We start from the raw sequence: 20659 nt of genomic DNA on the forward strand, positions 1-20659 counted from the left end.
GAAACCATCCATGAGACAATACTTGATCCTCGACGTGGGCACCAGCTCGGTCCGGGCGGCGCTCATCGATGAAACCCTCCGCATCCTCCGGCTTGAGACAGCCAGGCGCACCGCGCCCGCCCTCTTCGACGCGGAGGCGGAGTGGACGTTGCTGCACGCACTCATGAAGACCGCGGCCTCCGGCGCAGGGGACCTGGCGGGCGTGGCGGTCTCCGCCCTGCTCGGCTGGGTGGGGACGGACGCGCGCGGAAACGCCGTCACCCCCTGCTTCACCTACATGCATGCATGCCCGGAGGAGTACGCGGCCTCCCCTTGGGACGCGGAGGAGGCCTACCGGGTCTGCCGCCGCGCCCCCGCCCCTGAGTCGGGGTGCTTCCAGCTCGCGCGGGTGAAAGCCCGCGACCCGGAAGCCTACGGGCGGACGACGGCCTTCCTCTCCCTGAAGGATTTTATCAACGGCAAGCTGACGGGCGCGTTCGCCACGGACGCCACCACGGCGGCCTATACCCTGCTGTACGATGTGGGGGCTGGCCGCTGGAGCGTCCGTGCCCTTGAAGCCCTCGGGCTCGAACGGGATAAGCTGCCGCCCCTCTCCGTCCCCGGCGCGGCGCTCGCGCCCCTCTCCCCCGCCCTCTGCCGCGAGCTGGGGCTCTCACAGGCCCCGCCGGTCGCGGTGGGGAGCGTCGACGGCTCCACCGGGATTCTCGGCGCGGGCGGCCTGGAGGAGGGGGACGTCGTGAGCGTGATGGGAACCACCGACGTCTTTTTCGCTGTGCAGGCGCACCCTTGCGAGGACCGCACCCGGCGTCTGCTCGTAAATCCCCATGTCGCGGCGGGGCGCTGGCTCATCGGCGGGCCGATGGGCATGTACGGCGGCGCGCTCGACTGGTTTTCCCGTGACCTGCTGGGCGGAAGCCGTCCGCTTTCGGAACTGGACGCACTGGCCGAGGCAGTCCCGCCGGGCAGCGAGGGGGTCACCTTCCTGCCCACGCTCGCGGGGGAACGCACCCCCTTCTGGCGTCCTGCGGTGGAAGGGACGGTGCGGGGGTTGCGCCCCTGCCACCGGGCGGAGCATCTCCACCGGGCGATGATGGAAGCCAACTGCTATGCCAACCGGCGCATCCTCGACCTCGTGCGGGAAAACGGCCTGTCCGTCCGGCGGGTGCTCGCCATCGGCGGCGGCGCGGCCAGCGACGTATGGCTCCAGATGAAGGCGGACGTACTGGGCCTGCCCGTCTTCCGGACGGCAGTCAAGGAGGCCTCCCTCGCCGGGGCGTGCATGCTGGCCATGCAGGCGGCGGGGGCCGGTCTCTCCGAGCTGCCCCGACCTGGCGTCGAGGCCGAATTCGCACCGCGCCCCCAGCCCGCGGCCCGGTACGACGCGCTCTATCTCCGTTTTCTCGCGGACCACGAGGCGATGGCAGCCCTTTATGACAGCGGAGCTTTATAGAATCTATGTATAAATTATATCTTTATTATATTATTTCCGTTAACCGGAATATTATTTTTTGCCCTTTTACCAAAGATTACAAAAATAAAACAAATACAATTGACATTCATTTGCTAAAATAGTATTATTATTGTATTAAATAACTGCAATCCTGCATGGAGGAGGAACTGGCATGAGCGAACAATTTACAGGCGGCCAGCTGGTCGTCAAAGTGATGGAAGAGTTTGGCGCAAAAGTGGTATTCGGGGTCCCCGGCGGGCAGACCCTCTATGTCACCGATCCCATTCAGGACGTTCCGGGCATGCGCTTTGTCCATACCCGCCATGAGAACGGCGCTGCCACCGCGGCGGACGGCTGGGGCCGGCTGACCGGCGAGCCGGGCATCTGCCTCGCCACAACCGGCCCCGGCGCCACCAACCTGATCACCGGCCTGGGCGGGGCCCTGCGGGATTCCAGCCCGGTCATCGCGCTGGTCTTCCAGAACCGGCTTGCCGACGCGGGCCGGGGCGACGCGCAGGAGAGCGACCACGAGCTGCTCTTCGGCAGCATCTGCAAAAAATACATCCCCGTCCGCGACATCTCCGTACTGCCCTGGGCGATGCGCGAAGCCTACCGCACCGCCAAGACCGGCCGCCCGGGCCCGGTGGTGGTGGACCTCTACCGCGACGTCATCGAGAACCAAAAGGCCCCCTACGTCCCGGCAGACCCGGCCGGCTACTGCGTGCGCCCCGACAGCGTCGCGAGCGACGAAGCCATTGAGGCGGCCGCGCGGGTCATCCGCGCGAGCAAAAAGCCGATGCTCTGGATCGGCAACGGCGTTAAGCTGTCCCACGCCGCCGACGAGGTGACGCGTCTCTCCAAACAGCTCTGCGCGCCCATCGTCTGCACCTACAACGCCATGTGCGCGGTGGACGAATCGTTTGAGAATTTCCTGGGGGCCCGTTCCCGCCACGGCACACAGGTCACACAGGCGTGCATTGAGGAGGCCGACTGCGTTATCCTGGTCGGCTCCTCCCTCACCGCCATCAGCACCAACCGCTGGTCAATCGCCCCCAAAAACGTCGTCCAGTTTGACATCCTTCCCGAGCAGATCGGCCGCCAGTACCCGGTGGCGGCGGGTGTCGTGGGCGACGCCAAGGCGTCGCTGCAAAAGCTGCTCGCCGCGCTCAAAGGTTTCGCGGGCACGCCGGAATTCCGGGACGAGATGTTCTCCCGCAAGGCCGCGTGGAAGGAAGCGCTGCTTTCCGGCCCCACCGCCGATACCGAGCGTACCCCAGTGCCGCCCATCGCGCTCCAGAGGGAGCTGGAAAAGTCCCTGCGGGAAAACACCGTCTTCTGCGTGGACGCGGGCAACCCCGGCGCGTGGACCCACTACACCACCTTCCCGAAGGGCACCGCCTACATGAAGCCGGTCAACTACGGCAACATGGGATTCGCGCTGGGCGCGGCGCTCGGCTGCAAGGAGGCCTCGCCCGACCGGGAGGTCGTCGCGCTCATCGGCGACGGCTCGCTGGGCATGACGCTGGGCGAGCTCGAGAGCATCGCGCGGGAAAAGCTCGCGGTCACCGTGCTGCTCGTGAACGACTCCGCTTTCGGCAACATCAAACAGGAGGAGCTCTTCAAGATGGGCGAGGGCCGCTACATCGGCGTGGAGTTCCCCGACTACGACTACCTCAGCGTCGCCAAAGCCTTCGGCTTCGACGGCTGCATCGTCACCAAAGCCAGCCAGATCCCCGCCGCCATGGAGGCCGCCCGCAAAAGCGGCGGCCCATATATGATCGAGGTCAAGCTCGACGGCAGCTTCACCGTCTGGCCGGAGGCTCTCTGAGCCGCGTTCCATTTGCCGACCACTGACAAATATTCTCCTTGCGGCGGGAGCCGGGGCCAAATGGCCCCGGCTCCCGCCCTTTTATATTGTTTTACCCGCCCTCAGGGCAGCCCGATCGTCCTGGCGTCCCGCGCGGCGCAGATCGTCCGAAGCCCGGTGAACCGCCCGATCTGGACCCGGTTGTCCTCGTGCAGCGGGTTCCCCGCCTCAAAGCCGTTCATCACGACCGCCAGGACGGGGAGCCCCAGCTTCGCGGCGTATTCCGCCGTGAGCACCGCTGCGTTGATCGCTCCGAGCCCCGACGGCGAGACGATCACGAGCGGCAGTCCGAGCATCGCGGCCACGTCGCCGAGCAGCAGCTGCTCCCCCTCGGTGCAGAGCGGGCAGAAAAGGCCTCCGCACCCCTCCGCGACGAGATAGTCAAACCGCGCGGCGACCTGCGAAAACCGCTCCATGATCCGCTCCTGCGTGATCGGCGGGCCCTCCAGCCGCGCCGCGAGATGGGGCGACACCGCCTGCTCGTAGAGGTACGCCACATACTGCTCCGGCGGGCCGGGCAGCCCCGACATGCGGCAGACCTCCTCCGCGTCGCCGGGAATGAGCGCGCCGTCCCGCCGGCGGGCGCCGCTGAGCGCGGGCTTAAAATATCCGGCGCTGCGGCCCTGCTCCCGCAGGGTCTTGACCAGCAGCGCCGAGACGTAGGTCTTGCCCACGTCGGTGCCGGTGCCGGTGACAAAAACGCCCTCCCTCATAGCCGCGTCACCTCATATCCGAGGCCGCGCACCAGCGCGAGGTCGGTTTCGACGGTGATGCCCGCGGTGGTCAGCATGTCGCCGGTGATGGCGGCGTTCGCGCCGGAACAGAACGCCGCCCTGCCCCTGTCGGGCAGCAGGCCCCGCCCCCCGGCCAGCCGCAGCGCGGCGCCGGGCAGCAGGAAGCGGAAGACCGCCACCGTCCGCAGCAGCTCCTCCGGCGGCAGCACCGGCCGGTCCTCAAAGGGCGTGCCCCTGATGGGGTTGAGCAGGTTGACGGGCACCGAGCGCACCCTCAGCTCCCGCAGCTCGATCGCCAGGTCGACGCGGTCCTCCATCGTCTCGCCCATGCCGATGATCCCGCCGCTGCACACCTCCAGCCCGGCGCGCCGCGCATTCCGGATGACCGCGCATTTTTCGTCGTAGGTGTGGGTGGTGCAGATGTTCGGGAAGTTCCTGCGGGAGGTCTCCAGATTGCAGTGGTAGCGGGTCACGCCCGCCTCGCGCAGCCGCACGAGCTGACCGTAATCCAGCAGCCCGTGGGAGGCGCAGCGGGCAATCCCGCACCGTGCGCCGATCTCCCGGTACGCTTCGCAGGCCGCGTCCGTCTCCCCCTCCGTGAGCGTCCGCCCCGAGGTCACGACCGAAAAGCGCAGCACGCCCCGTTCGCAGTCGGACCGCGCCCGCCGGGCGATCGGTTCCGCGCCGAGCAGCGGGTAGCTCTCCACCTCCGCCGGGTAGCGGGCCGACTGCGCGCAGTATTTGCAGTCCTCCGAGCAGTGCCCGCACTTTCCGTTGATGATCGCGCAGAGGTCGAACCGGTTGCCGCACATTTGGCGGCGGATGTCGTCCGCCGCCCTGCAGAGCGGCTCCAAATCCGCCTCGCACGCGAGGCGCAGCGCCTCCTTGCGGGAGACGGCCCCGCCCGCTAAAATCCGTTCCTTCAGCTTTGTAATCACAGCAAATGCTCCTTTCCCAGCGCGGCCCGCAATCGTCCGGCAAGCCCCGAGGCAACGACGCACAGTACCGCGTCGCCCGGCAGATCGAGCGGAAACGCGGAGAGGAGGACGACCGCGAACGGGGTCGTCTGGCCGAGATAGTAATTGAGAATCAGAAATTTATAGAGGAAGCCGACCGCATAGGTGACCGCCATCCCCGCGAAGGCGGCGGGCAAAAACTGCCCGAACCGTCCCGCGCCGGTCCGCTCGCAAATCCGTCCGGTGAGCCACGCGGCGGCGATGAACCCGAGCAGGTAGCCAAAGCTCGGGCGGAAGACGTACTGGATGCCGCCGCCCGCCGCGAACACCGGGATACCGGCCAGCCCGACGGCCACATAGACCGCCACGGCAAGGCTCCCCCGCCGGGAGCCGAGCAGCATCCCCGCCAGCGTGACGAACAGGAACTGCAAGGTGAAGTAATCCATGAACGGGACCGGCACCTGCAAAAACGCCCCGATCGCGATGAGGGCGGAAAAGAGCCCGCACAGCACGATCCCGCGGGTCTTCACGGTCGTTGTCATATGGGTTCCCCCTCCATCCTGATCTCCCCGGCGCGCAGCAGGACCGCGCCCGACGGGGTTTCGACCTCGAGGCAGCCGTCGCCGTCGAGCCCGACCGCCCTTCCGCTTTGCCACGCGCCCTCCCGGTAAAAACGGACGCGCTTTCCCAATACCATCAGACGCCGCCGGTAGGGCTCGAGATAGGCCCGTCCCGGCAGGTCGGCGGCGTAGTCGAACAGCCGGTTGGCGATCTCGGCGGCCAGCCGGTTGCGTGAGACGCTCGCGGGCAGCAGCGAGCCCGCGATCTCCCGCAGCTCCGCCGGGAAAAGGGCGGGCGGCGTCTTGACGTTGACGCCAATGCCGACGATCACGCTTTCGGTCCGGCCGCTCTCAAAGTCGCTGACCGCCTCGGTGAGGATGCCGCAGACCTTCCTGCCGCCGACCAGCACGTCGTTTACCCATTTGACCTGCGTTTCCAGCCCGGTCAGCGCCTCGATCGCCTCGCAGACGGCCGCTGCCGCCGCGACGGTGATGATCGGGAGCTGCGCGCTGTCCGTTTCTGGCCGCAGCAGAAGGCTCATGTAGACGCCCGTCAGCGCCGGGGAATAGAACCCGCGTCCCATCCGTCCCCTGCCCGCCGTCTGTTCGTCGGCCAGCAGGATTGTCCGCCCGCCCGCCCCGTCCGCCGCCAGCTTTTTGACCTGCGTGTTGGTCGAGCCGACCCGCCGCTCCACCAGAACGGCGCAGTCCCGGTACGCGGGGCGCAGATGGTACCGCACCCCCTGCGCGGTCAGCACGTCGCTGGCCGCCTCGAGCTGGTAGCCCCGGTTGGTGGCCGCCGTGATGCGGTGGCCTTCCTCCTCGAGGCTCTTCACCGCCTTCCAGACCGCCGCGCGGGACACTGAAAGCCTTTCCGCGAGCAGCTGTCCCGAGACGGGCGCCTCCCTGTGCTCCTCCAGATAGCGGAGCAGTTCCTCTTTGAGCGACATCATATCCCCCCTGTCCCGGTCAGTATAGCATGGATTCCCATGATTGTAAACCATTATATTCTCTTTGGTTTACAATCAGCGCGGTGTGATCACCGTAAAACTCCCCGCGGCGACAATCGCCGCGGGGAGTTTTGCGCGCTATCTTGTCCGGTTGGAAGGGTACCGTTCCGAACCGTACAGGAGCAGCTCGGACGCCAGGATGATCTGCTTACGCGGGGCGTTGCGGGCCCGCTTTCCCGACGCGATCCGCTCGAGCAGGATCTTCGAGCACTCCTCCCCGATCTGCTGCACCGGCTGCGAAACGGCGGAAATTCGCGACCCGCTCATCTCAAAAAAGTCGGCGCGCCCGTAGGACATGAACGCGATGTCCTCCCCCACGCTCATCCCGCATTCCGCGATCGCCTTGAGGCTCCCCACCGACATGCGGCTGTTCGCGGTCAGGATCGCCGTGACGCGCTTTTGGGTTTTGAGGAGCTTTTTGGTCAGCGCGTAGGCGCTGGGGGCCATGAAGTCGCCGTAGAGGATGTACTCCTCCCGGATGGGGATCTGGTTCTCCCGCAGGGCCTCCAGATAGCCGTTCAGCCGTTCAAGCCCCGTCTTCGAGGTGGTCGGTCCGCAGATCATCGCGATGTGGGTATGTCCCTGGTTCACCAGCACCTGCGTCGCCTGGTAGGAGCCCTTGAAGTTGTCCAGGAAGACCCCGTCCAGCCCGCCGCCGCGCAGGTCCCGGTCCAAAAGGACCACCGGGATCCCCATGTGGTTCATCTCCATCAGGAAATCGGCGTTGTATTCCACCACGTCGGACACCGGCGTGATGATCAGGCCCCCGATCTGCTTCTGGCGCAGCGCGGCCAGACAGCGGATCTCCTTGCGCGAATCCTCGTTGGAGTCGCAGACGAAGAGCTCGTACCCCTTTTTGTCGAGCGTCTCCTCGATCGCCCGGATGATCTCGGTATAAAAGCTGTTGCGGATGTCAGGAATCACCATACCGATCACGTTGCCGCCCGAGGAGGCCGGATTCCGCTTTTTATACTTTTTGGGGGCATAGTTCAGTTCCTTCGCGATCCGCAGGATTTCCGCCCGGGTGCTCTCGCTGACATATCCCTGCCCGCTGAAGACGCGGGAGACGGTCGCGGGAGAAACATGCGCCCTCCTTGCGAGCTCCGTGATCGTATTCGGCATCTGGTACCAGTCCTCCTTGTATCTGGGTTCCTGACCTTAGCAGTTCCCGCACGCCGCCCAAATATTTGTCCGCGCGCCGGCAATTGCAAAAAGCGGGGTCCCGCCCGACAGCGAAACCCCGCGGCAGCTCCCGGTCCCGCTATCCATACACAAGGGTTGGAAGCCAGGTCGAGAGCACGGGAATGAAAGTAAAGAGCAGCATGCAGAAGATCAGCAGCCCGATGAAGGGGAGCAGCGCCTTGGACAGCCGCGATATCGGGATATCCAGCAGCGGGGAGACCAGAAAGATCACCATGCCGAAGGGCGGCGTCACCGCGCCGATCTGGGTGATAAAGACGATCAGCAGCCCGAAATGGATCATGTCGATGCCCAGCGCCTGCGCCGTCCCGAGCAGCAGCGGCACCATGATGATGATCGCCGCGCCCCCCTCCATGAAGAGGCCCAGCAGTACGAAGATCAGGTCTACCATCAACAGGAAGGTGACGCGGTTGAACTGGACGGTGGTCAGGTATTCGGTGATGCGGTGGGGCAGACGTTCATAGCTCAGGTAGAAGCTCAGGACGTTCGCCGCGCACATGATGACCAGCACGGTGGCCGTTCCGGTGACGGCGTCCTTGAGAATCGGCCAGATGTGCTTTATTTTGAGCTCCCTGTGGATGAAGACGCCGACGAACAGCGCGTAAAAGACGCACAGCGCGCCGCACTCGGAGGCGGTGACGATGCCGATGCGGATCGCCATGATGATGACCAGCGGCAGCACGAGCGCCCAGCCCGCATCCTTGACCAGCAGCAGGAGCTCTTTCCCCTTCGCGGGCCTTGTGCGGGTGGGGACGTAGCCGCGCCGCTTGGCGATCATATGTACGAGCATCATCATCCCTACGGTCATGATGATCCCCGGGATCCATCCGGCCAGGAACATCCTTCCCACCGACACGTTCGCGACAAAGGCGAAGAGGATGAGCCCGATGCCGGGCGGAATGATCGGGGTGATCATCGACGAGGCCGCGGTCACCGCCGCGCTGAAATCCTTGTCATAACCGCGCTCCAGCATCTCCGGGACAAGGATTTTACACTCGGTCGCCGCGTCGGACGCCGCCGAGCCGGAGATCCCTCCCATCAGTGCGGAGAGCAGAACGTTGACCTGCCCGAGCGCGCCCGGCAGGTGGCCGACGATCCCCTCGCAGAGGTTCATCAGCCGCTTGGTCACGCCGGCGTAGTTGAGCACCGCGCCCGCCGTGATGAAAAAGGGCACCGCCCAAAGCGAGCTGGATTCCACCTGTGCGACCAGCCGCTGCAGGACCATCTGCGGCGGCATCGTCGGGTTGATGAATAAAAAATAGGGCAGAACGCAGGCGATCAGCGCGATCGCGACCGGAACGCCCAGCAGGAACAGAGCAAACATCAGGTAGACCGGCAGCGCGCCCATGCTCATTCCCGTCCGCCTCCTCTCGTCTCGCCCGGTCCGTCCGCCGCCGCGTCCCTTCGAAGGACGGCGGCCGACCGCCGAATCAGGTCGGTCAGCGTGTAGAACGCGATCATTCCAAAGCCGATACAGATGGGGATGTCCAGCCAGAAATAGGGGATCGACAGGTTCGACGTCGTCCTGATCCACGCCGCGTTGGAAAAGTTCCAGCTGAGGTAGGCCACATAGGCGGATGTGACCAGCACCACCAGATCGACAAAGGCGCCGATCACCCGCTGGACCGACTTGGGAAAGAGGTTGACCAGTACGTCGATCCCGAACATCATCTTCGCCTTATATCCGGCGGCCGCCCCGACAAAGATCGTCCAGGAGACGAACAGCGTCGTCAGTTCCTCCGCACCCACCAGGACGAATTTGGTGAAAAAATAGCGTACGATGACATTGACAAAGGTGGTGGTGCAGGCGCCCGCCAGCGCGAGCCCCGCGATCAGCAGCACCCAGTTGTCCGCCAGCCAGCGCAGCCTGCCCCTGGCCTTTTCCATGCCGGTCACGGCCCCCTCTCACAATCTTTTCCCGCCCGCCGGCGGCGCAGACCCGCGCCGCCGGCGGACACACACATAGATCCCCGTCAGTCCGCCTCGATAATCGAGCGGATTGTATTGTAGATGTCGGGAGAAAAGCTCTGGATATTGGTGTACATATCCTTGCAGGCGTCCGCGAACGCCTGACGTTCCTCGTCGGACAGCTCGATGATCGTCGTGCCGTAATCGCGGAAGGTCTCCAGCGCCTCCTCCTCGTTGCCGTCGACCGTCGCGTTGTAGGCGAGGCAGGTCGCGTTGACCTCTTCGTCCAGGATCGCGCGGTACTGCTCGGGAATGCTGTTGTAGACGTCGGTGCTCATGATGACAACGTCGGCGCAGATGATATGGCTGGTCAGCGTCAGGTAGGGGCCGACCTCGTTGAGGCTGCTCGAAAGCAGCGTGTAGGTGGGAGCCTCGACGATGTCGATGATTCCCTGCTGAAGGCCCTGGTAGGTCTCGTTGAAGGGCAGGGTGATCGGCGAAGAGCCGAACGCCTTATACATCTCGACGAACATCAGCCCGCCGGACACGCGCGCGTTTTTTCCCACGAGGTCCTGCGGGGTCCGGATCGGGAAGGTGCTGATCATGTGGCGGTGGCCGCCGTTCCAGCCGAAGAACATCACATGGATGTTGCTGTCGTCCAGCTGCCCCTTGAGCCCCGCGTACCAGTCGGATTTGGCGATGACCTGCATGTCCTCCCAGCTATCGTAGAGGTAGGCGCCGTTAAGCGCCGCATGGTCGGGGCAGTAGTCCGCCAAAAAGTCCGAGCTGCAGTTGGTCATCATCGGCACGCCCTGCTGGATCATCTCCGCGATGTCGGCCAGCGAGCCGAGCTCGTTATTCGGGTACATCTCCATCGTGATGTGGCCGTCCGTCCGTTCGGTGACCCGTTTGCACATCTCGTCAAGCATCATCATGTCGGGATTCGTGGCCGCGGAAGCGCCGCTGAATTTGATCGTGATGTGGAAATCATCTCCAGGATCGGCCGCCGCGCCGTCCGCGGGCGCGGCAGCGGCGGAGGGGGCTGTCGCGGCGGGCTGCTGTCCGCAGGCGCTCAGCGCAAGCGCAAAACAGAGCAGCACAGTGATTGCCAGGATACGCTTTTTCATATTCCTTCCTCCCAGTTCCGATTGTCCGTCGTTTTTCCGCTTCTTCCACCTGCGTGGGGCCGCTTCCCATTAAAAATCGTGGTGCCAGAACTCCTCCAGCGCGATCTTCATTTCCTCCCCGTCGACCGGCTCCATAAAGGCGCCCGTCGTCTCCTGCCACTTGGGGCTGACGGGCTTGGCCGCCTTGCGCGCCATGTCCGCCTCGAAGTCGTCGCCGAGGTATTCATAGCAGGAGAAAAGGTAGTCGCCGCAGCGGAAGATGGTGAAGTTGCGCATATTCGCCTCATGGGCGGCTTCCACAACCTCTGGCCAGATGCCGTCGTGCACCCGCCTGTACTCCTCCGCCACGCCTGGTTTGAGCTTGGTGATCGTTGCAATCCGTTTCATGGTTCTTTCCGCCTTCCGTCAGATTTCCACCGGGGCTACACCCCGAGGAGCTTATGATAGATCGCATAGGAATCCTCGATCGTGAACGGCCCGGGGTTGGTCGCGTAGGCGACCGTGTTCTGCATCGACGCCTTGGCCAGAAGGTCGATGTCCCCGCCTTTGACGCCGTAGTCGAAGAGCGTCTTTCCATAGCGGACGATCGGTCCGTATTCCCGCATCAGGCGGACGAACGCCAGCGCGTCCTGCCGGTCGTCGCCGCTCGCCCGCACGCCCGGGACGCTCCGGAACAGCTCCGCGTAGGCATGACATCCGTTCCGGATGTTCACCTCCATCGTGTCGGGGAAAAAGATCGCCACCGCAAAGCCGTGCGGGACATGGAAGTGGATGCCCGGCCCATAGGACATCCCGTGGGCGGCGCCGGTGCTCGCGTTGTCGATGGCGTATCCCGCCAAGCAGCTCCCCAGCAGCATCTCCTCGCGGCATTGCAGGTTTCCCGGCTCCTCCGCGACCTTCGGGAGCGCCTCGTAGAGGCGCAGGAACGCCTCGCGGGAGAAGAGCCGCGTCAGCTCGTTGGCCTTGGGGGAGACGTAGGATTCCACCGCGTGCACGATGGCGTCCATACCGCAGCCGACCGTCAGGTCCACCGGGAGCGAGGCGCCCAGCTCCGCGCAGAGCAGCGCGTAGGTGGGCACCACGCCCGGACCCACCACGCCGCGCTTAAAGGCCGACCGGGTGTTGATGAGGACGGCCGCGCCCGAAATTTCGCAGCCGGTCCCGGCCGTGGTCGGGACGCAGATCTTTTTGACGCCGGCGGTCAACTGCCTACCGGTGCCCTGGTAGTCCTCGATCACACCCCCGTTTTCGATCAGGGCGGAGACCGCCTTTGCGAGGTCGAGAACGCTGCCCCCGCCGATCGCGACGAACATGTCCAGCCCACGGCCCCGGTAGATCCCGGCCAGTTCGTTGACCAGGCCGGTCGTCGGCTCGCCCGACGGGATGGACCGAAGCTCGATCTTCCTGCCCGGTTCCCCGGCGGCCGAAAGCATTTTGGCGACGGCGGGGTGCTGTGCGACATGCTCGTCCGCGAACACCAGGACGTTGCGGCTGCCCTCCTTATCCAGCAGGTGGACAACACCCGCTGCGAGGTCCCTTTCCATCAGAACATCTGTTTTGACATGAAAATATTGCATTGCGGCACGACCTCCTTTGTCTTCATGTTAATTGCAAACAGATTTTGCCGCAATAAGTAAATGTGATATTTTCCTAGGCAAATTTTCATAATTTTCCGATTTCAGGAAATCTCTCCCGCCCGGACATTTCCAACAAAATATCTGCCGGCCAAAATTGAATTCTGGATAACTCGCTTACATTTTTTTGAAACCCGTTTACCTTTCTGCCGGATATGCAAATGCCCAAAAAGAAAATGTGCTGTTTTTCATCATGGAAATGACGGTTTTTCTCATTGAAACCGCACCGGACGCCATCTATGATAGCGGTGGGAGCAACATTTACCGCCTTATCGGGAGGAAACGTCATGAAGCTGTTTGATGTCAAGGGAAAGCGCGCGATCGTCACCGGCGGCAGCCGGGGGCTGGGAGGCGCGATGGCCGCCGGGCTGATGGAACACGGCTGCAAGGTCGCCGTGATCGCCGCCAGCCCGCAGACGGCCGAACGGGTCGCGGCCTTTGCGCGGCCCGGCTGGGAGTACGGCTGCGTCGCTGCGGACCTCTCCCGCCAGGAAGAACGGGAGCGCGCCTTCCGGGAGTCGCTGGAGCTGCTGGACGGCCGAGTGGACCTGCTGGTCAACGCGGCGGGCATCCAGCGCAAGCACCCCTGCGCGGAGTTCCCGCTGCCCGACTGGCAGGAGGTACTGGAGGTGAACCTCACCGCAACCTTTGCGATGTGCCAGCTCGCGGGAAACCGGATGCTCGCGCAGGGGCGCGGCAAAATCATCAACATCGCGTCGATGGGCAGCTACATTGGGAGCGTGAACGTCCCCGCCTACGTCGCGAGCAAGGGAGGCGTCGTCCAGCTCACCAAGGCCCTCTCGAACGAGTGGTCGGGGCGCGGGGTGTGCGTCAACGCGATCGCGCCGGGATACATGCACACCGACCTCACCGTCTTCCTGATGCGGGACGAAACGCGCAACCGTGAAATCCTCAGCCGTATCCCGATGGGCCGCTGGGGCGAGCCGGAGGACCTCGTCGGGACGGTCCTCTTCCTCGCGTCCGCCGCATCCGACTATATTACCGGCGCCGTCATCCCGGTCGACGGCGGATTTTTAGGGCGGTGACCGACCGCACGGAAGGAGCTGTCAAATATGAGCAAAACGCGCCTGGACTATCCCCCCAAATTTCTCCCCGGCGAGCGGCTGCGACGGGTGATGGCGTATAACCAGCGTCTCGCCTCCACCGGCCGCCGCAACCTCTACACCGCGGACACCACCCAGCTCGTCTACCACTGGACCGACAAGAGCAACGGCATCGTGCCCCAGACGGGCGAATGGTCCTACCCCGTGGAGACGAACCTCTCGCTGGGCGACCACGCCTGCCGCGTGGACATCGGAGCCCCCTTCCCGAAATACGACGAGGTGCCCTCGCATGTCGACGGGTACGAGGAGACGCCCGAAAACTTCGCGCGCGACTACGCCTTCCTCCTCGAGCACTCCCCCGCGGAGATCCATCCGGACGAATCGATCGTCGGGGAATTCCACTGGGAGATGAACGAGATCCGCAAATACTACTTCGGCGATAAGGTGCATGAACTCGGCAGGCAGGTGCGCAAGCTGGGCGCGGGCGGCACGAGCCATGGGCACACCTGCCCCGACTATTCCATCGGGCTCAGCCAGGGCTGGGGCGGCATCCTCCGGCGGATCGAAGAAAGCCTCGCCATGTATACGAGACTCGGGCAGGAGCGCAAGGCGCAGTACCTGCGCGGAGCCAAAATCACCTGCGAGGCGATCATCCGCTACATCGAGAAGCACGCGGAGAAGGCTCGTATCCTCGCCGCGCAGGCGGAAGATCCCGAACAGAAGGCGCTCTATGAGCTGATCGCCCGTGACTGCGCCCACATCGCCGCGGCACCTCCCGAGACCTACCATCAGGCGGTGCAATGGCTCCAGTTCGCCATCATGACCGACCGCATGGTCGGCCACGGCAACGGCTACGGCCGGCTGGACCTCTATCTGGGTGAATTCTACCGGCGGGACGTCGCGCGCGGCGTCCTCACCCGCCAGCAGGCGCGGGAATACCTGGCCGAATTCTTTTTAAAGGTACGCGGGCAGCACTTCTCGATCGGCGGGCGGCTTCAGGACGGCAGCGACGCGAGCTGTGAGATGAGCTTCGTGGTGCTGGAGGCCTACGACATGATCGACGACTACAACAACCTCTTCCTCATGTGGCATAAGGACATGGACCCCGCCCTCTTCCGCTACGCCTGCGACGTGCTCGTCCGGCACGGCGCGAGCGTGCCGTCGCTCGCCAACTACGACCTGCTCGTCGACTGCGAGCTGCGCTCGGGCGTGGACCCCGACATCGCCTGGACCGTCTCGGTGAGCGGATGCCAGTGGTTCTGCATCCCCGGACGGGAGTACTGCGACCAGGACGTGAACGCACTCGTCCTCCTCGATCCGATGTGGCGCGCGATCGACCGCGCGATCACGGAGAACGCCGGCGACTTTGAGGCCTTCTACCGGCTGTTCGAGGCGGAGTTCCGGCGCACCGTCGAGGCGCTGCGCCTCTTCAAGGACGCGCAGTACGAGGTGCTCGACCGGGTGTGGCCGGAGATCGCCACCTCCCTCAACTGCCACGGCCCGATCGAACGCGGCGTCGACATCACGGGGCCGCGCGGCGTCGACGTGCAGTACACCTCCACCAACATCCTCGGCCTTCCAAACGTGGCCGATTCGCTGCACGCCATCAAAAAGCTTGTCTACGAGGAGGGGCGTTATACGATGGCGGAGGTGCGCGAGGCAACGAAGGAAAACTGGAAGGGCCGCGAGGAGATGCGACAGCGGTTTCTCAACGAGGACAAGTTCGGCAACGACCTCGACGAGGTGGACGGGATGTACGTGCGCATCTGCGACATGATCGCCGGCGTGCTCGACAATACCTTCAACAGCCGCGGCCAGCAGTACCGCGCCTCCCTCTTCCAGTTCCAGGGGCACACCTGCGTGGACGTGCTGCCCGCGACGCCCGACGGCAGGCTCGCCGAGGAGCCCCTCGCCCACGGCTGCAACCCGACCGCGGGCAGGAACACGCGGGGGCTTTTCGCGACCGCCAACTCGCTCACCAAGGCGCAAAACGTCAAATTCCAGGGCGGCTCCCTCCAGGTGGAGCTGCAGCCCCGCTTCTTCGACGGGCGCGAAAATCCGACGCAGTACATCATGGACTTCGCCGAGGCGTTCTTCAAGCGGGGCGGGTTCCAGATCAATCTGAACATCATCGACCTCGAGGCGCTCCGGGACGCGATCAACCACCCGGAAAAGCCCGAGTACCAAAACCTCATTATCAAGGTCACCGGCTACACCAGCCGGTTCATCTGTCTGGCAAAGCCGTTCCAGAAGGAATTCTGCGCCCGGAACAACTACTCCGGGATGTAAGCCGTTTTTCATCCGAATAGGAAAGGGAAGGTGCATTATGACAAAGCCAGCCGAAATCCCCTCCACCATGCGGGCCCTGGTCGCGTACGGCAAGCACGATTACCGCTTTGAGCCGGCCTATCCCGTACCCGGCTGCGGGGACGACGAGATGCTCGTCAAAAGCGAGGGCTCGGGCATCTGCGCGGGCGACCTCAAAAACTATCAGGGCGCGTCGATGTACTGGGGCGGCGACGGGATGGTGGGCATCTGCCGGCCTCCCTTCATCCCTGGCCACGAGTTCGTCGGCCGCATCGTCAAAACCGGGAAAAACGTCACCGGCTTCCAACCGGGCGACCGGGTGGTCGCCGAGCAGATCGTCCCCTGCGGGCACTGCCGCTTCTGCCGGACGGGAAAGTACTGGATGTGCAAAAACCGGGGCGGCTTCGGCTTCTATAAGGAGCTCAACGGCGGCATGGGGGAATATGTGCGTTTCCTGCCCGAGACGCGCGTCTACAAGATTCCGGAGGAGCTGCCCTTCGAGAAGGCCCTGCTGATCGAGCCGTACGCCTGCGCCAAGCACGCCGTGGACCGTGCGGACATCCACTGCGAGGACGTGGTGGTCATCTCGGGCGCGGGCACGCTGGGGCTGGCGATGATCACCTACGCACGCATGAAAAACCCCGCGAAGCTGATCGTGCTGGACATCAACCCTCAGCGACTGGAGAAGGCGGCGGCGTTCGGCGCGGACCTCGTCATGAATCCGGCGGAAACCGACGCGGTGCAGGCGATCCGCGGCCTCACTGACGGCTACGGCTGCGACATCTACATCGAGGCGACCGGCCACTCCGCCAGCATGGTGACCGGACTCAACGCGGTGCGCAAGCTGGGGGTCTTCGTCGAGTTCGGCGTCTTCGCCGAAAACACGACGGTCAACTGGTCGCTCATCGGCGACCGCAAGGAGCTTGACATCCGCGGGGCGCACCTGAGCCCCTACTGCTACCCGTTCGTCATCGAGAACATCGTAAACGGGCGTCTGAAGACGGACGGCGTGGTCACCTCCGTCTTCCCCATCGAGCAGTGGGAAAAGGCGTTTGAATACGCCGGCGGCCAATACGGCGACTACAAGGTCGCGATCAGGTTTTAACAAGACGAACGGCGCGCCGCGGGCCTGCGGCGCGCCGTTTTCCAGCCGGGCATGCGCCCGGGGAAAGGAAGCCTCCTATGGAACCGGAACCGCGCGCGATGATCTTCGACCTCTACCGAGGCACCACACACGACGGGCCGGGTCTGCGCTCCACCGTCTTTTTCAAGGGCTGCCCCCTCGCCTGCCGGTGGTGCCACAACCCCGAGGGCATCGCCTTCACCCAGCGGGTGTGGTGGGAGGCGCGCAAATGCATCGGCTGCCTGAGCTGCCGCGCAGCCTGCCCCACCGGCGCGAACCGGCCGCGGGAGGAGGGCGTCTTCATTGACGACGCGTCCTGCGTCCGCTGCGGCGCATGCGTGTCCGCCTGCCCCTCCAGGGCTCTCTCCTTCGTGGCGCGGGAGTGGCGGCTTTCGGAACTCATGCGCGAGGTCCTCAAGGACCGGCACTACTACGGGCAGTTCGGCGGCGGAGTGACCGCCTCGGGCGGGGAATCGCTGGCGCAGCATTCGTTTGTCGCCGCTTTTTTCCGGGAGCTGAGACGGGAAGGCGTCCATACCGCCCTCGACACGAGCGGGTACGCCCCCCGGGAAGCGCTCGAAGCGGTCCTTCCCTTCACCGACTGCGTCCTCTACGATGTCAAGCTGCTGGACGACGGCCGGCACCGCCGCCTGACCGGAAAAAGCAACCGGCTGATCCTTCAGAACCTGGAGCTCCTCGGCGGAGAAATCCGGTCCGGGCGCGCCCGCTGCGAGCTGTGGATCCGGACCCCGCTCATCCCCGGGGCGACGGCCGACGCGGAAAACCTCTCCGCCATCGGCGCCTACCTCGCGGAGACGCTGGGGGATGCCGTCTCCCGGTGGGAACTCTGCGCCTTCAATAACGCCTGCATTGGCAAATACCGGAGGCTGGGCCTGCCGTGGGAATACGAAGGCATCCCGCTCCTCGGCCGGGAGGAAGCGGCGCGGCTGCGGGAAGCGGCGCTGTCCGCCGGGTTCAGCGAAAGCCGCCTCGCAGTCACCGGAATCCTGGCCTCCGGGGGGGCGTGACCGCCCAAAGCACACAAAAAGGCCCCCGGAGCCGGCGGCTCCGGGGGCCTTTCTTCTGAAATCTATCCGAGCTGGTCGTAGAGGGACTGGTAGGCCTGCGCGCTGCTGCGCCAGGAGAAATCCCGTTCCATGCCGCGCCGCACCATCTCGTCCCAGCAGGAACGGGTGTCGTAGAAGACCCGCTCCGCGTAGAAGATCGTGTCAAGCATCTCCTCCGCGTTATAATTCGCAAAGGAGAAGCCGGTGCCCGTCTGGACGTACTCGTTGTAGGGCTCGACCGTGTCCTTGAGGCCGCCCGTCTCCCGCACGATGGGCACCGTGCCGTAACGCAGGGAGATCAGCTGGGTGAGGCCGCAGGGCTCGAACAGGGAGGGCATCAGCATTGCGTCGGCGGCCGCGTAGAGCTTGTGGGCGCGGTCGTCGTTGAAGTAGATGTTGGCGGAGACCTTCTCCTTGCGCTCCCACTCGTAGCGGCGGAAGAGGTCCTCGTATTTCTTGTCGCCCGTGCCGATGATGACCAGCTGGATCCGCGAGGTGAGCAGCCAGTCCATCACCCGTTCCACGAGGTCAAGCCCCTTCTGGTCGGTGAGGCGGGTGATCATGCCGACCATCATCACCTCAGGGTCCTCAGGCAGTGCCAGCTCCCGCTGGAGCGCGGCCTTGTTGGCCGCCTTTCCCTGGCGCACACCGTTTTTGTCATAGTTCGCGTAGAGCTTGCGGTCGGTCACCGGGTCATAGATGTCGTAGTCGATGCCGTTGAGGATGCCGCTGAGGGTTCCGCTCTTGGCGCGCAGCAGGCCGTCCAGCCCCTCGCCGAAGGAGGGCTGCTGGATCTCCCACGCGTAGGTGCCGCTGACCGTCGTGATCCGGTCGGCGTAGACGAGCCCGCCCTTGAGCATGTTGGCGTCCCGGTGGAACTCGAGCCGGTCGGGGGTGAACGCCCGGTCGGGCAGGCCGGTGAACCGCTTCATCGCCGGGATGTCCCATACCCCTTGGAAACGCAGGTTGTGGATCGTCACGACGGTGCGGATGCCGCGGTAGAAGGGATTGTCCTTGAACATCTCGTGCAGGAAGACGGGAACCAGCCCCGCCTGCCAGTCGTGGCAGTGGATGACGTCGGGACGGAAGCCCACGGTCGGCAGGATCGAAAGGGCCGCCTTGGAGAAGAAGCAGAACTTTTCGATGTCCCACAGCAAATCGCCGTAGGGCTTGTCGCCGCCGAAGTAGTGCTCGTTGTCGATGAAGTAGTAGGTGATGCCCTCCACCCGGCAGGTCATGACGCCCACATAGACGCGGCCCAGGCCGCCCAGCTCCATCTGGAAGCTGTCCACGTACTGGAACTGGCCGCGGTATTTTTCGGGGATGCAGGTATAGTCGGGCAGGACGACGCGCACGTCGTAACGGCTTTTGTCGAGCGCCTTGGGCAGCGCGCCGGCCACGTCGGCCAATCCACCCGTCTTGATGAACGGCACGCATTCCGATGCGACAAACAGGATGTTCTTCATGTCATTTCCTCCTCCCATGTCAAAGGGGCCCGCCGGTTCTTTTTTCCAGTATACTACAATTGGCAGGAGAGATAAAGTCGCACGGAAGCGATTATACGATATATCCCAGATTTTCCCCCTCCATTTTGTGGAATAGAGCCAAAGAAAAGCCCCCGGCAAGCCGGGGGCTTTTGGGCTGAAAATTCAGCGGTACATCCGGTAGCCCCGGATGCTGTAGAGGATCAGCAGCGGGCCGACGACCGGCGTGACCACCGCCGCGACGGCGAGGATGCCGGCCGCATAGATGAACGCCCCGCCGATGAGCGGCATGAGCGAGAGGATGGCCAGGATGCTCACGATCGTGGGCAGGCCGGCGATGACCGTAAAAAGCACACACTGCTTGCGCGCGTAAAAATAAAAAACGAGATAGTAGACCACCAGCGTGCCCACGCTCACGAGCAGGTCGGCCAGCGTGCTGAACGGATAGCGCAGCAGCACCGCAGCGACCGAGACGATCGGCAGCGCGTAGGCGAGCGGAACGCTGGCGAACACGTCGTAGACGCGGCGGTTGAGGTGCTTCATCGAGTCGCCGATCTGTCCGAGCATGAAGAGCTGGAAGAAGGGGATGAACGCAAAGAAGGGATTCGGAAGGCCGCGCACGACCGCGAGCCGGTAGATCGCGTAGGACTGCAACAGATAGACGCCCAGCGCGAGCAGGCTGGTGAGGAAACTTCCGCCGAAATGAAACATTGTGATTCTCCCATCGTGATAGAATGTCCGCGCCGCGCGGGCGCCCTGTCAAAAGCATGGGCATCCGGGCGCGTTCCTAATCGCCCGCCGCCACAGGCAGGCGCAATTTGCCGGCGCCGATTGCCCGCGTTTATTATAGCATGCGGGCCGCCCGAAGAAAAGCAGGAGAAGGGAATTGCCCATTCGGCGCGCGGGCGCAAAAAAGGCCCGGAGCCTTCGCTCCGGGCCTTTTTCAGCTCCTACTTCTGCACCGGGCCGTGCGTCAGGAAGATCACGGCGCCCGACGGACGCTCCCTGCGGGCGCTCCAGCGCGGGCGGTAGCTTTCGCCCAGGAACCGTTCCATCCCGCGCGCGCAGAGGAACCCGACCACCCCGATGAACAGCAGTCCCGCGACAATCAGCACTTCCATGCGCCCCCTCCCCTGTCTTCTGGTTCCATTATACCCCCCGGGCCGTT

19 protein-coding genes are annotated in these 20659 nt (G+C 64.3%); 6 read left to right on the forward strand and 13 right to left on the reverse strand.

The annotated features are described in order from the left end of the window. The first annotated feature begins 10 nt into the window (after positions 1 to 10). Entirely contained in the window at positions 11 to 1450 is a 1440-nt protein-coding gene (locus RCI06_RS03345) for an FGGY-family carbohydrate kinase (protein WP_276870739.1), read from the forward strand. Between the two features lie 172 nt (positions 1451 to 1622). After that, entirely contained in the window at positions 1623 to 3278 is a 1656-nt protein-coding gene (locus tag RCI06_RS03350; protein WP_306574239.1) for a thiamine pyrophosphate-binding protein, read from the forward strand. Positions 3279 to 3379: 101 nt separating this feature from the next. Here RCI06_RS03350 and bioD read toward each other — a convergent pair whose 3' ends face one another. The 10 genes from bioD to RCI06_RS03400 all read right to left on the reverse strand — a co-directional run bounded on the left by bioD (position 3380) and on the right by RCI06_RS03400 (position 12389). Next, on the reverse strand, positions 3380 to 4030 hold the full coding sequence (bioD, locus tag RCI06_RS03355; protein WP_306574242.1) for a dethiobiotin synthase: 651 nt from the start codon (positions 4028 to 4030) through the stop codon (positions 3380 to 3382). Next, positions 4027 to 4989 (reverse strand): biotin synthase BioB, encoded by a 963-nt coding sequence (gene bioB, locus RCI06_RS03360; RefSeq protein WP_306574244.1) that lies wholly within the window; start codon positions 4987 to 4989, stop codon positions 4027 to 4029. The genes bioD and bioB overlap by 4 nt, the downstream gene beginning before the upstream one ends. Then, on the reverse strand, positions 4986 to 5549 hold the full coding sequence (locus RCI06_RS03365) for a biotin transporter BioY (RefSeq protein WP_101551952.1): 564 nt from the start codon (positions 5547 to 5549) through the stop codon (positions 4986 to 4988). Before RCI06_RS03365 ends, bioB begins: the two co-directional genes overlap by 4 nt. After that, positions 5546 to 6517 (reverse strand): biotin--[acetyl-CoA-carboxylase] ligase, encoded by a 972-nt coding sequence (locus RCI06_RS03370; RefSeq protein ID WP_158595592.1) that lies wholly within the window; start codon positions 6515 to 6517, stop codon positions 5546 to 5548. Before RCI06_RS03370 ends, RCI06_RS03365 begins: the two co-directional genes overlap by 4 nt. A gap of 138 nt (positions 6518 to 6655) precedes the next feature. Continuing rightward, positions 6656 to 7699: a LacI family DNA-binding transcriptional regulator gene (locus RCI06_RS03375; RefSeq protein WP_306574247.1), complete on the reverse strand. Its 1044-nt coding sequence runs from the start codon at positions 7697 to 7699 to the stop codon at positions 6656 to 6658. Between the two features lie 139 nt (positions 7700 to 7838). Beyond that, the gene (locus tag RCI06_RS03380) at positions 7839 to 9131 is read right to left on the reverse strand and encodes a TRAP transporter large permease (RefSeq protein WP_306574249.1); all 1293 of its coding nucleotides are present in this window, start codon (positions 9129 to 9131) and stop codon (positions 7839 to 7841) included. After that, the gene (locus RCI06_RS03385; RefSeq protein ID WP_306574252.1) at positions 9128 to 9664 is read right to left on the reverse strand and encodes a TRAP transporter small permease; all 537 of its coding nucleotides are present in this window, start codon (positions 9662 to 9664) and stop codon (positions 9128 to 9130) included. The genes RCI06_RS03380 and RCI06_RS03385 overlap by 4 nt, the downstream gene beginning before the upstream one ends. Before the next feature lie 86 nt (positions 9665 to 9750). Further along, positions 9751 to 10812, reverse strand: a complete 1062-nt coding sequence (locus RCI06_RS03390) for a TRAP transporter substrate-binding protein (RefSeq protein WP_306574254.1) — start codon at positions 10810 to 10812, stop codon at positions 9751 to 9753. 69 nt (positions 10813 to 10881) lie between these two features. Continuing rightward, positions 10882 to 11199 carry an L-rhamnose mutarotase gene (locus RCI06_RS03395; protein ID WP_101551962.1) on the reverse strand — a complete coding sequence of 106 codons (318 nt, stop codon included), beginning with the start codon at positions 11197 to 11199 and terminating at the stop codon, positions 10882 to 10884. 35 nt (positions 11200 to 11234) lie between these two features. Next, positions 11235 to 12389, reverse strand: coding sequence for an iron-containing alcohol dehydrogenase family protein (locus RCI06_RS03400; protein ID WP_302822973.1), 1155 nt, complete (start codon positions 12387 to 12389; stop codon positions 11235 to 11237). A gap of 344 nt (positions 12390 to 12733) precedes the next feature. Between RCI06_RS03400 and RCI06_RS03405 the strand changes: the two genes are divergently transcribed. The 4 genes from RCI06_RS03405 to RCI06_RS03420 all read left to right on the forward strand — a co-directional run bounded on the left by RCI06_RS03405 (position 12734) and on the right by RCI06_RS03420 (position 17968). Then, the gene (locus tag RCI06_RS03405; RefSeq protein ID WP_256151741.1) at positions 12734 to 13492 is read left to right on the forward strand and encodes an SDR family oxidoreductase; all 759 of its coding nucleotides are present in this window, start codon (positions 12734 to 12736) and stop codon (positions 13490 to 13492) included. 27 nt (positions 13493 to 13519) lie between these two features. Then, on the forward strand, positions 13520 to 15799 hold the full coding sequence (locus RCI06_RS03410) for a pyruvate formate lyase family protein (protein WP_306574257.1): 2280 nt from the start codon (positions 13520 to 13522) through the stop codon (positions 15797 to 15799). A gap of 37 nt (positions 15800 to 15836) precedes the next feature. Continuing rightward, positions 15837 to 16922: an alcohol dehydrogenase catalytic domain-containing protein gene (locus RCI06_RS03415; RefSeq protein ID WP_306574260.1), complete on the forward strand. Its 1086-nt coding sequence runs from the start codon at positions 15837 to 15839 to the stop codon at positions 16920 to 16922. A gap of 77 nt (positions 16923 to 16999) precedes the next feature. Next, positions 17000 to 17968: a glycyl-radical enzyme activating protein gene (locus RCI06_RS03420; RefSeq protein WP_306574262.1), complete on the forward strand. Its 969-nt coding sequence runs from the start codon at positions 17000 to 17002 to the stop codon at positions 17966 to 17968. Between the two features lie 62 nt (positions 17969 to 18030). Here RCI06_RS03420 and glgA read toward each other — a convergent pair whose 3' ends face one another. The 3 genes from glgA to RCI06_RS03435 form a co-directional block, all read right to left on the reverse strand. Next, positions 18031 to 19473, reverse strand: a complete 1443-nt coding sequence (gene glgA / locus RCI06_RS03425) for a glycogen synthase GlgA (protein ID WP_306574264.1) — start codon at positions 19471 to 19473, stop codon at positions 18031 to 18033. Between the two features lie 183 nt (positions 19474 to 19656). Continuing rightward, entirely contained in the window at positions 19657 to 20202 is a 546-nt protein-coding gene (locus RCI06_RS03430; RefSeq protein ID WP_306574267.1) for a hypothetical protein, read from the reverse strand. A 239-nt stretch (positions 20203 to 20441) separates the two neighbouring features. Beyond that, the gene (locus RCI06_RS03435) at positions 20442 to 20612 is read right to left on the reverse strand and encodes a hypothetical protein (RefSeq protein WP_276870752.1); all 171 of its coding nucleotides are present in this window, start codon (positions 20610 to 20612) and stop codon (positions 20442 to 20444) included. Between the last annotated feature and the right edge of the window lie 47 nt (positions 20613 to 20659).

Origin of the sequence: Anaerotruncus massiliensis (ex Togo et al. 2026) (genome assembly GCF_030825285.1) — a bacterium.
Taxonomy (GTDB): Bacteria; Bacillota; Clostridia; order Oscillospirales; family Ruminococcaceae; genus Anaerotruncus; species Anaerotruncus massiliensis.

What these genes read in the sequence shown, in the direction of transcription:
- RCI06_RS03365 (WP_101551952.1), bottom strand. Translation starts at nt 5,549, where the DNA reads ATGACAACGACCGTGAAGACCCGCGGGATCGTGCTGTGCGGGCTCTTT.
- RCI06_RS03405 (WP_256151741.1), top strand. Translation starts at nt 12,734, where the DNA reads ATGAAGCTGTTTGATGTCAAGGGAAAGCGCGCGATCGTCACCGGCGGC.
- RCI06_RS03375 (WP_306574247.1), bottom strand. Translation starts at nt 7,699, where the DNA reads ATGCCGAATACGATCACGGAGCTCGCAAGGAGGGCGCATGTTTCTCCC.
- RCI06_RS03415 (WP_306574260.1), top strand. Translation starts at nt 15,837, where the DNA reads ATGACAAAGCCAGCCGAAATCCCCTCCACCATGCGGGCCCTGGTCGCG.
- RCI06_RS03345 (WP_276870739.1), top strand. Translation starts at nt 11, where the DNA reads ATGAGACAATACTTGATCCTCGACGTGGGCACCAGCTCGGTCCGGGCG.
- glgA (WP_306574264.1), bottom strand. Translation starts at nt 19,473, where the DNA reads ATGAAGAACATCCTGTTTGTCGCATCGGAATGCGTGCCGTTCATCAAG.
- RCI06_RS03380 (WP_306574249.1), bottom strand. Translation starts at nt 9,131, where the DNA reads ATGAGCATGGGCGCGCTGCCGGTCTACCTGATGTTTGCTCTGTTCCTG.
- RCI06_RS03400 (WP_302822973.1), bottom strand. Translation starts at nt 12,389, where the DNA reads ATGCAATATTTTCATGTCAAAACAGATGTTCTGATGGAAAGGGACCTC.
- RCI06_RS03420 (WP_306574262.1), top strand. Translation starts at nt 17,000, where the DNA reads ATGGAACCGGAACCGCGCGCGATGATCTTCGACCTCTACCGAGGCACC.
- RCI06_RS03435 (WP_276870752.1), bottom strand. Translation starts at nt 20,612, where the DNA reads ATGGAAGTGCTGATTGTCGCGGGACTGCTGTTCATCGGGGTGGTCGGG.
- RCI06_RS03390 (WP_306574254.1), bottom strand. Translation starts at nt 10,812, where the DNA reads ATGAAAAAGCGTATCCTGGCAATCACTGTGCTGCTCTGTTTTGCGCTT.
- bioD (WP_306574242.1), bottom strand. Translation starts at nt 4,030, where the DNA reads ATGAGGGAGGGCGTTTTTGTCACCGGCACCGGCACCGACGTGGGCAAG.
- RCI06_RS03395 (WP_101551962.1), bottom strand. Translation starts at nt 11,199, where the DNA reads ATGAAACGGATTGCAACGATCACCAAGCTCAAACCAGGCGTGGCGGAG.
- RCI06_RS03370 (WP_158595592.1), bottom strand. Translation starts at nt 6,517, where the DNA reads ATGTCGCTCAAAGAGGAACTGCTCCGCTATCTGGAGGAGCACAGGGAG.
- RCI06_RS03350 (WP_306574239.1), top strand. Translation starts at nt 1,623, where the DNA reads ATGAGCGAACAATTTACAGGCGGCCAGCTGGTCGTCAAAGTGATGGAA.
- RCI06_RS03410 (WP_306574257.1), top strand. Translation starts at nt 13,520, where the DNA reads ATGAGCAAAACGCGCCTGGACTATCCCCCCAAATTTCTCCCCGGCGAG.
- RCI06_RS03430 (WP_306574267.1), bottom strand. Translation starts at nt 20,202, where the DNA reads ATGTTTCATTTCGGCGGAAGTTTCCTCACCAGCCTGCTCGCGCTGGGC.
- RCI06_RS03385 (WP_306574252.1), bottom strand. Translation starts at nt 9,664, where the DNA reads ATGGAAAAGGCCAGGGGCAGGCTGCGCTGGCTGGCGGACAACTGGGTG.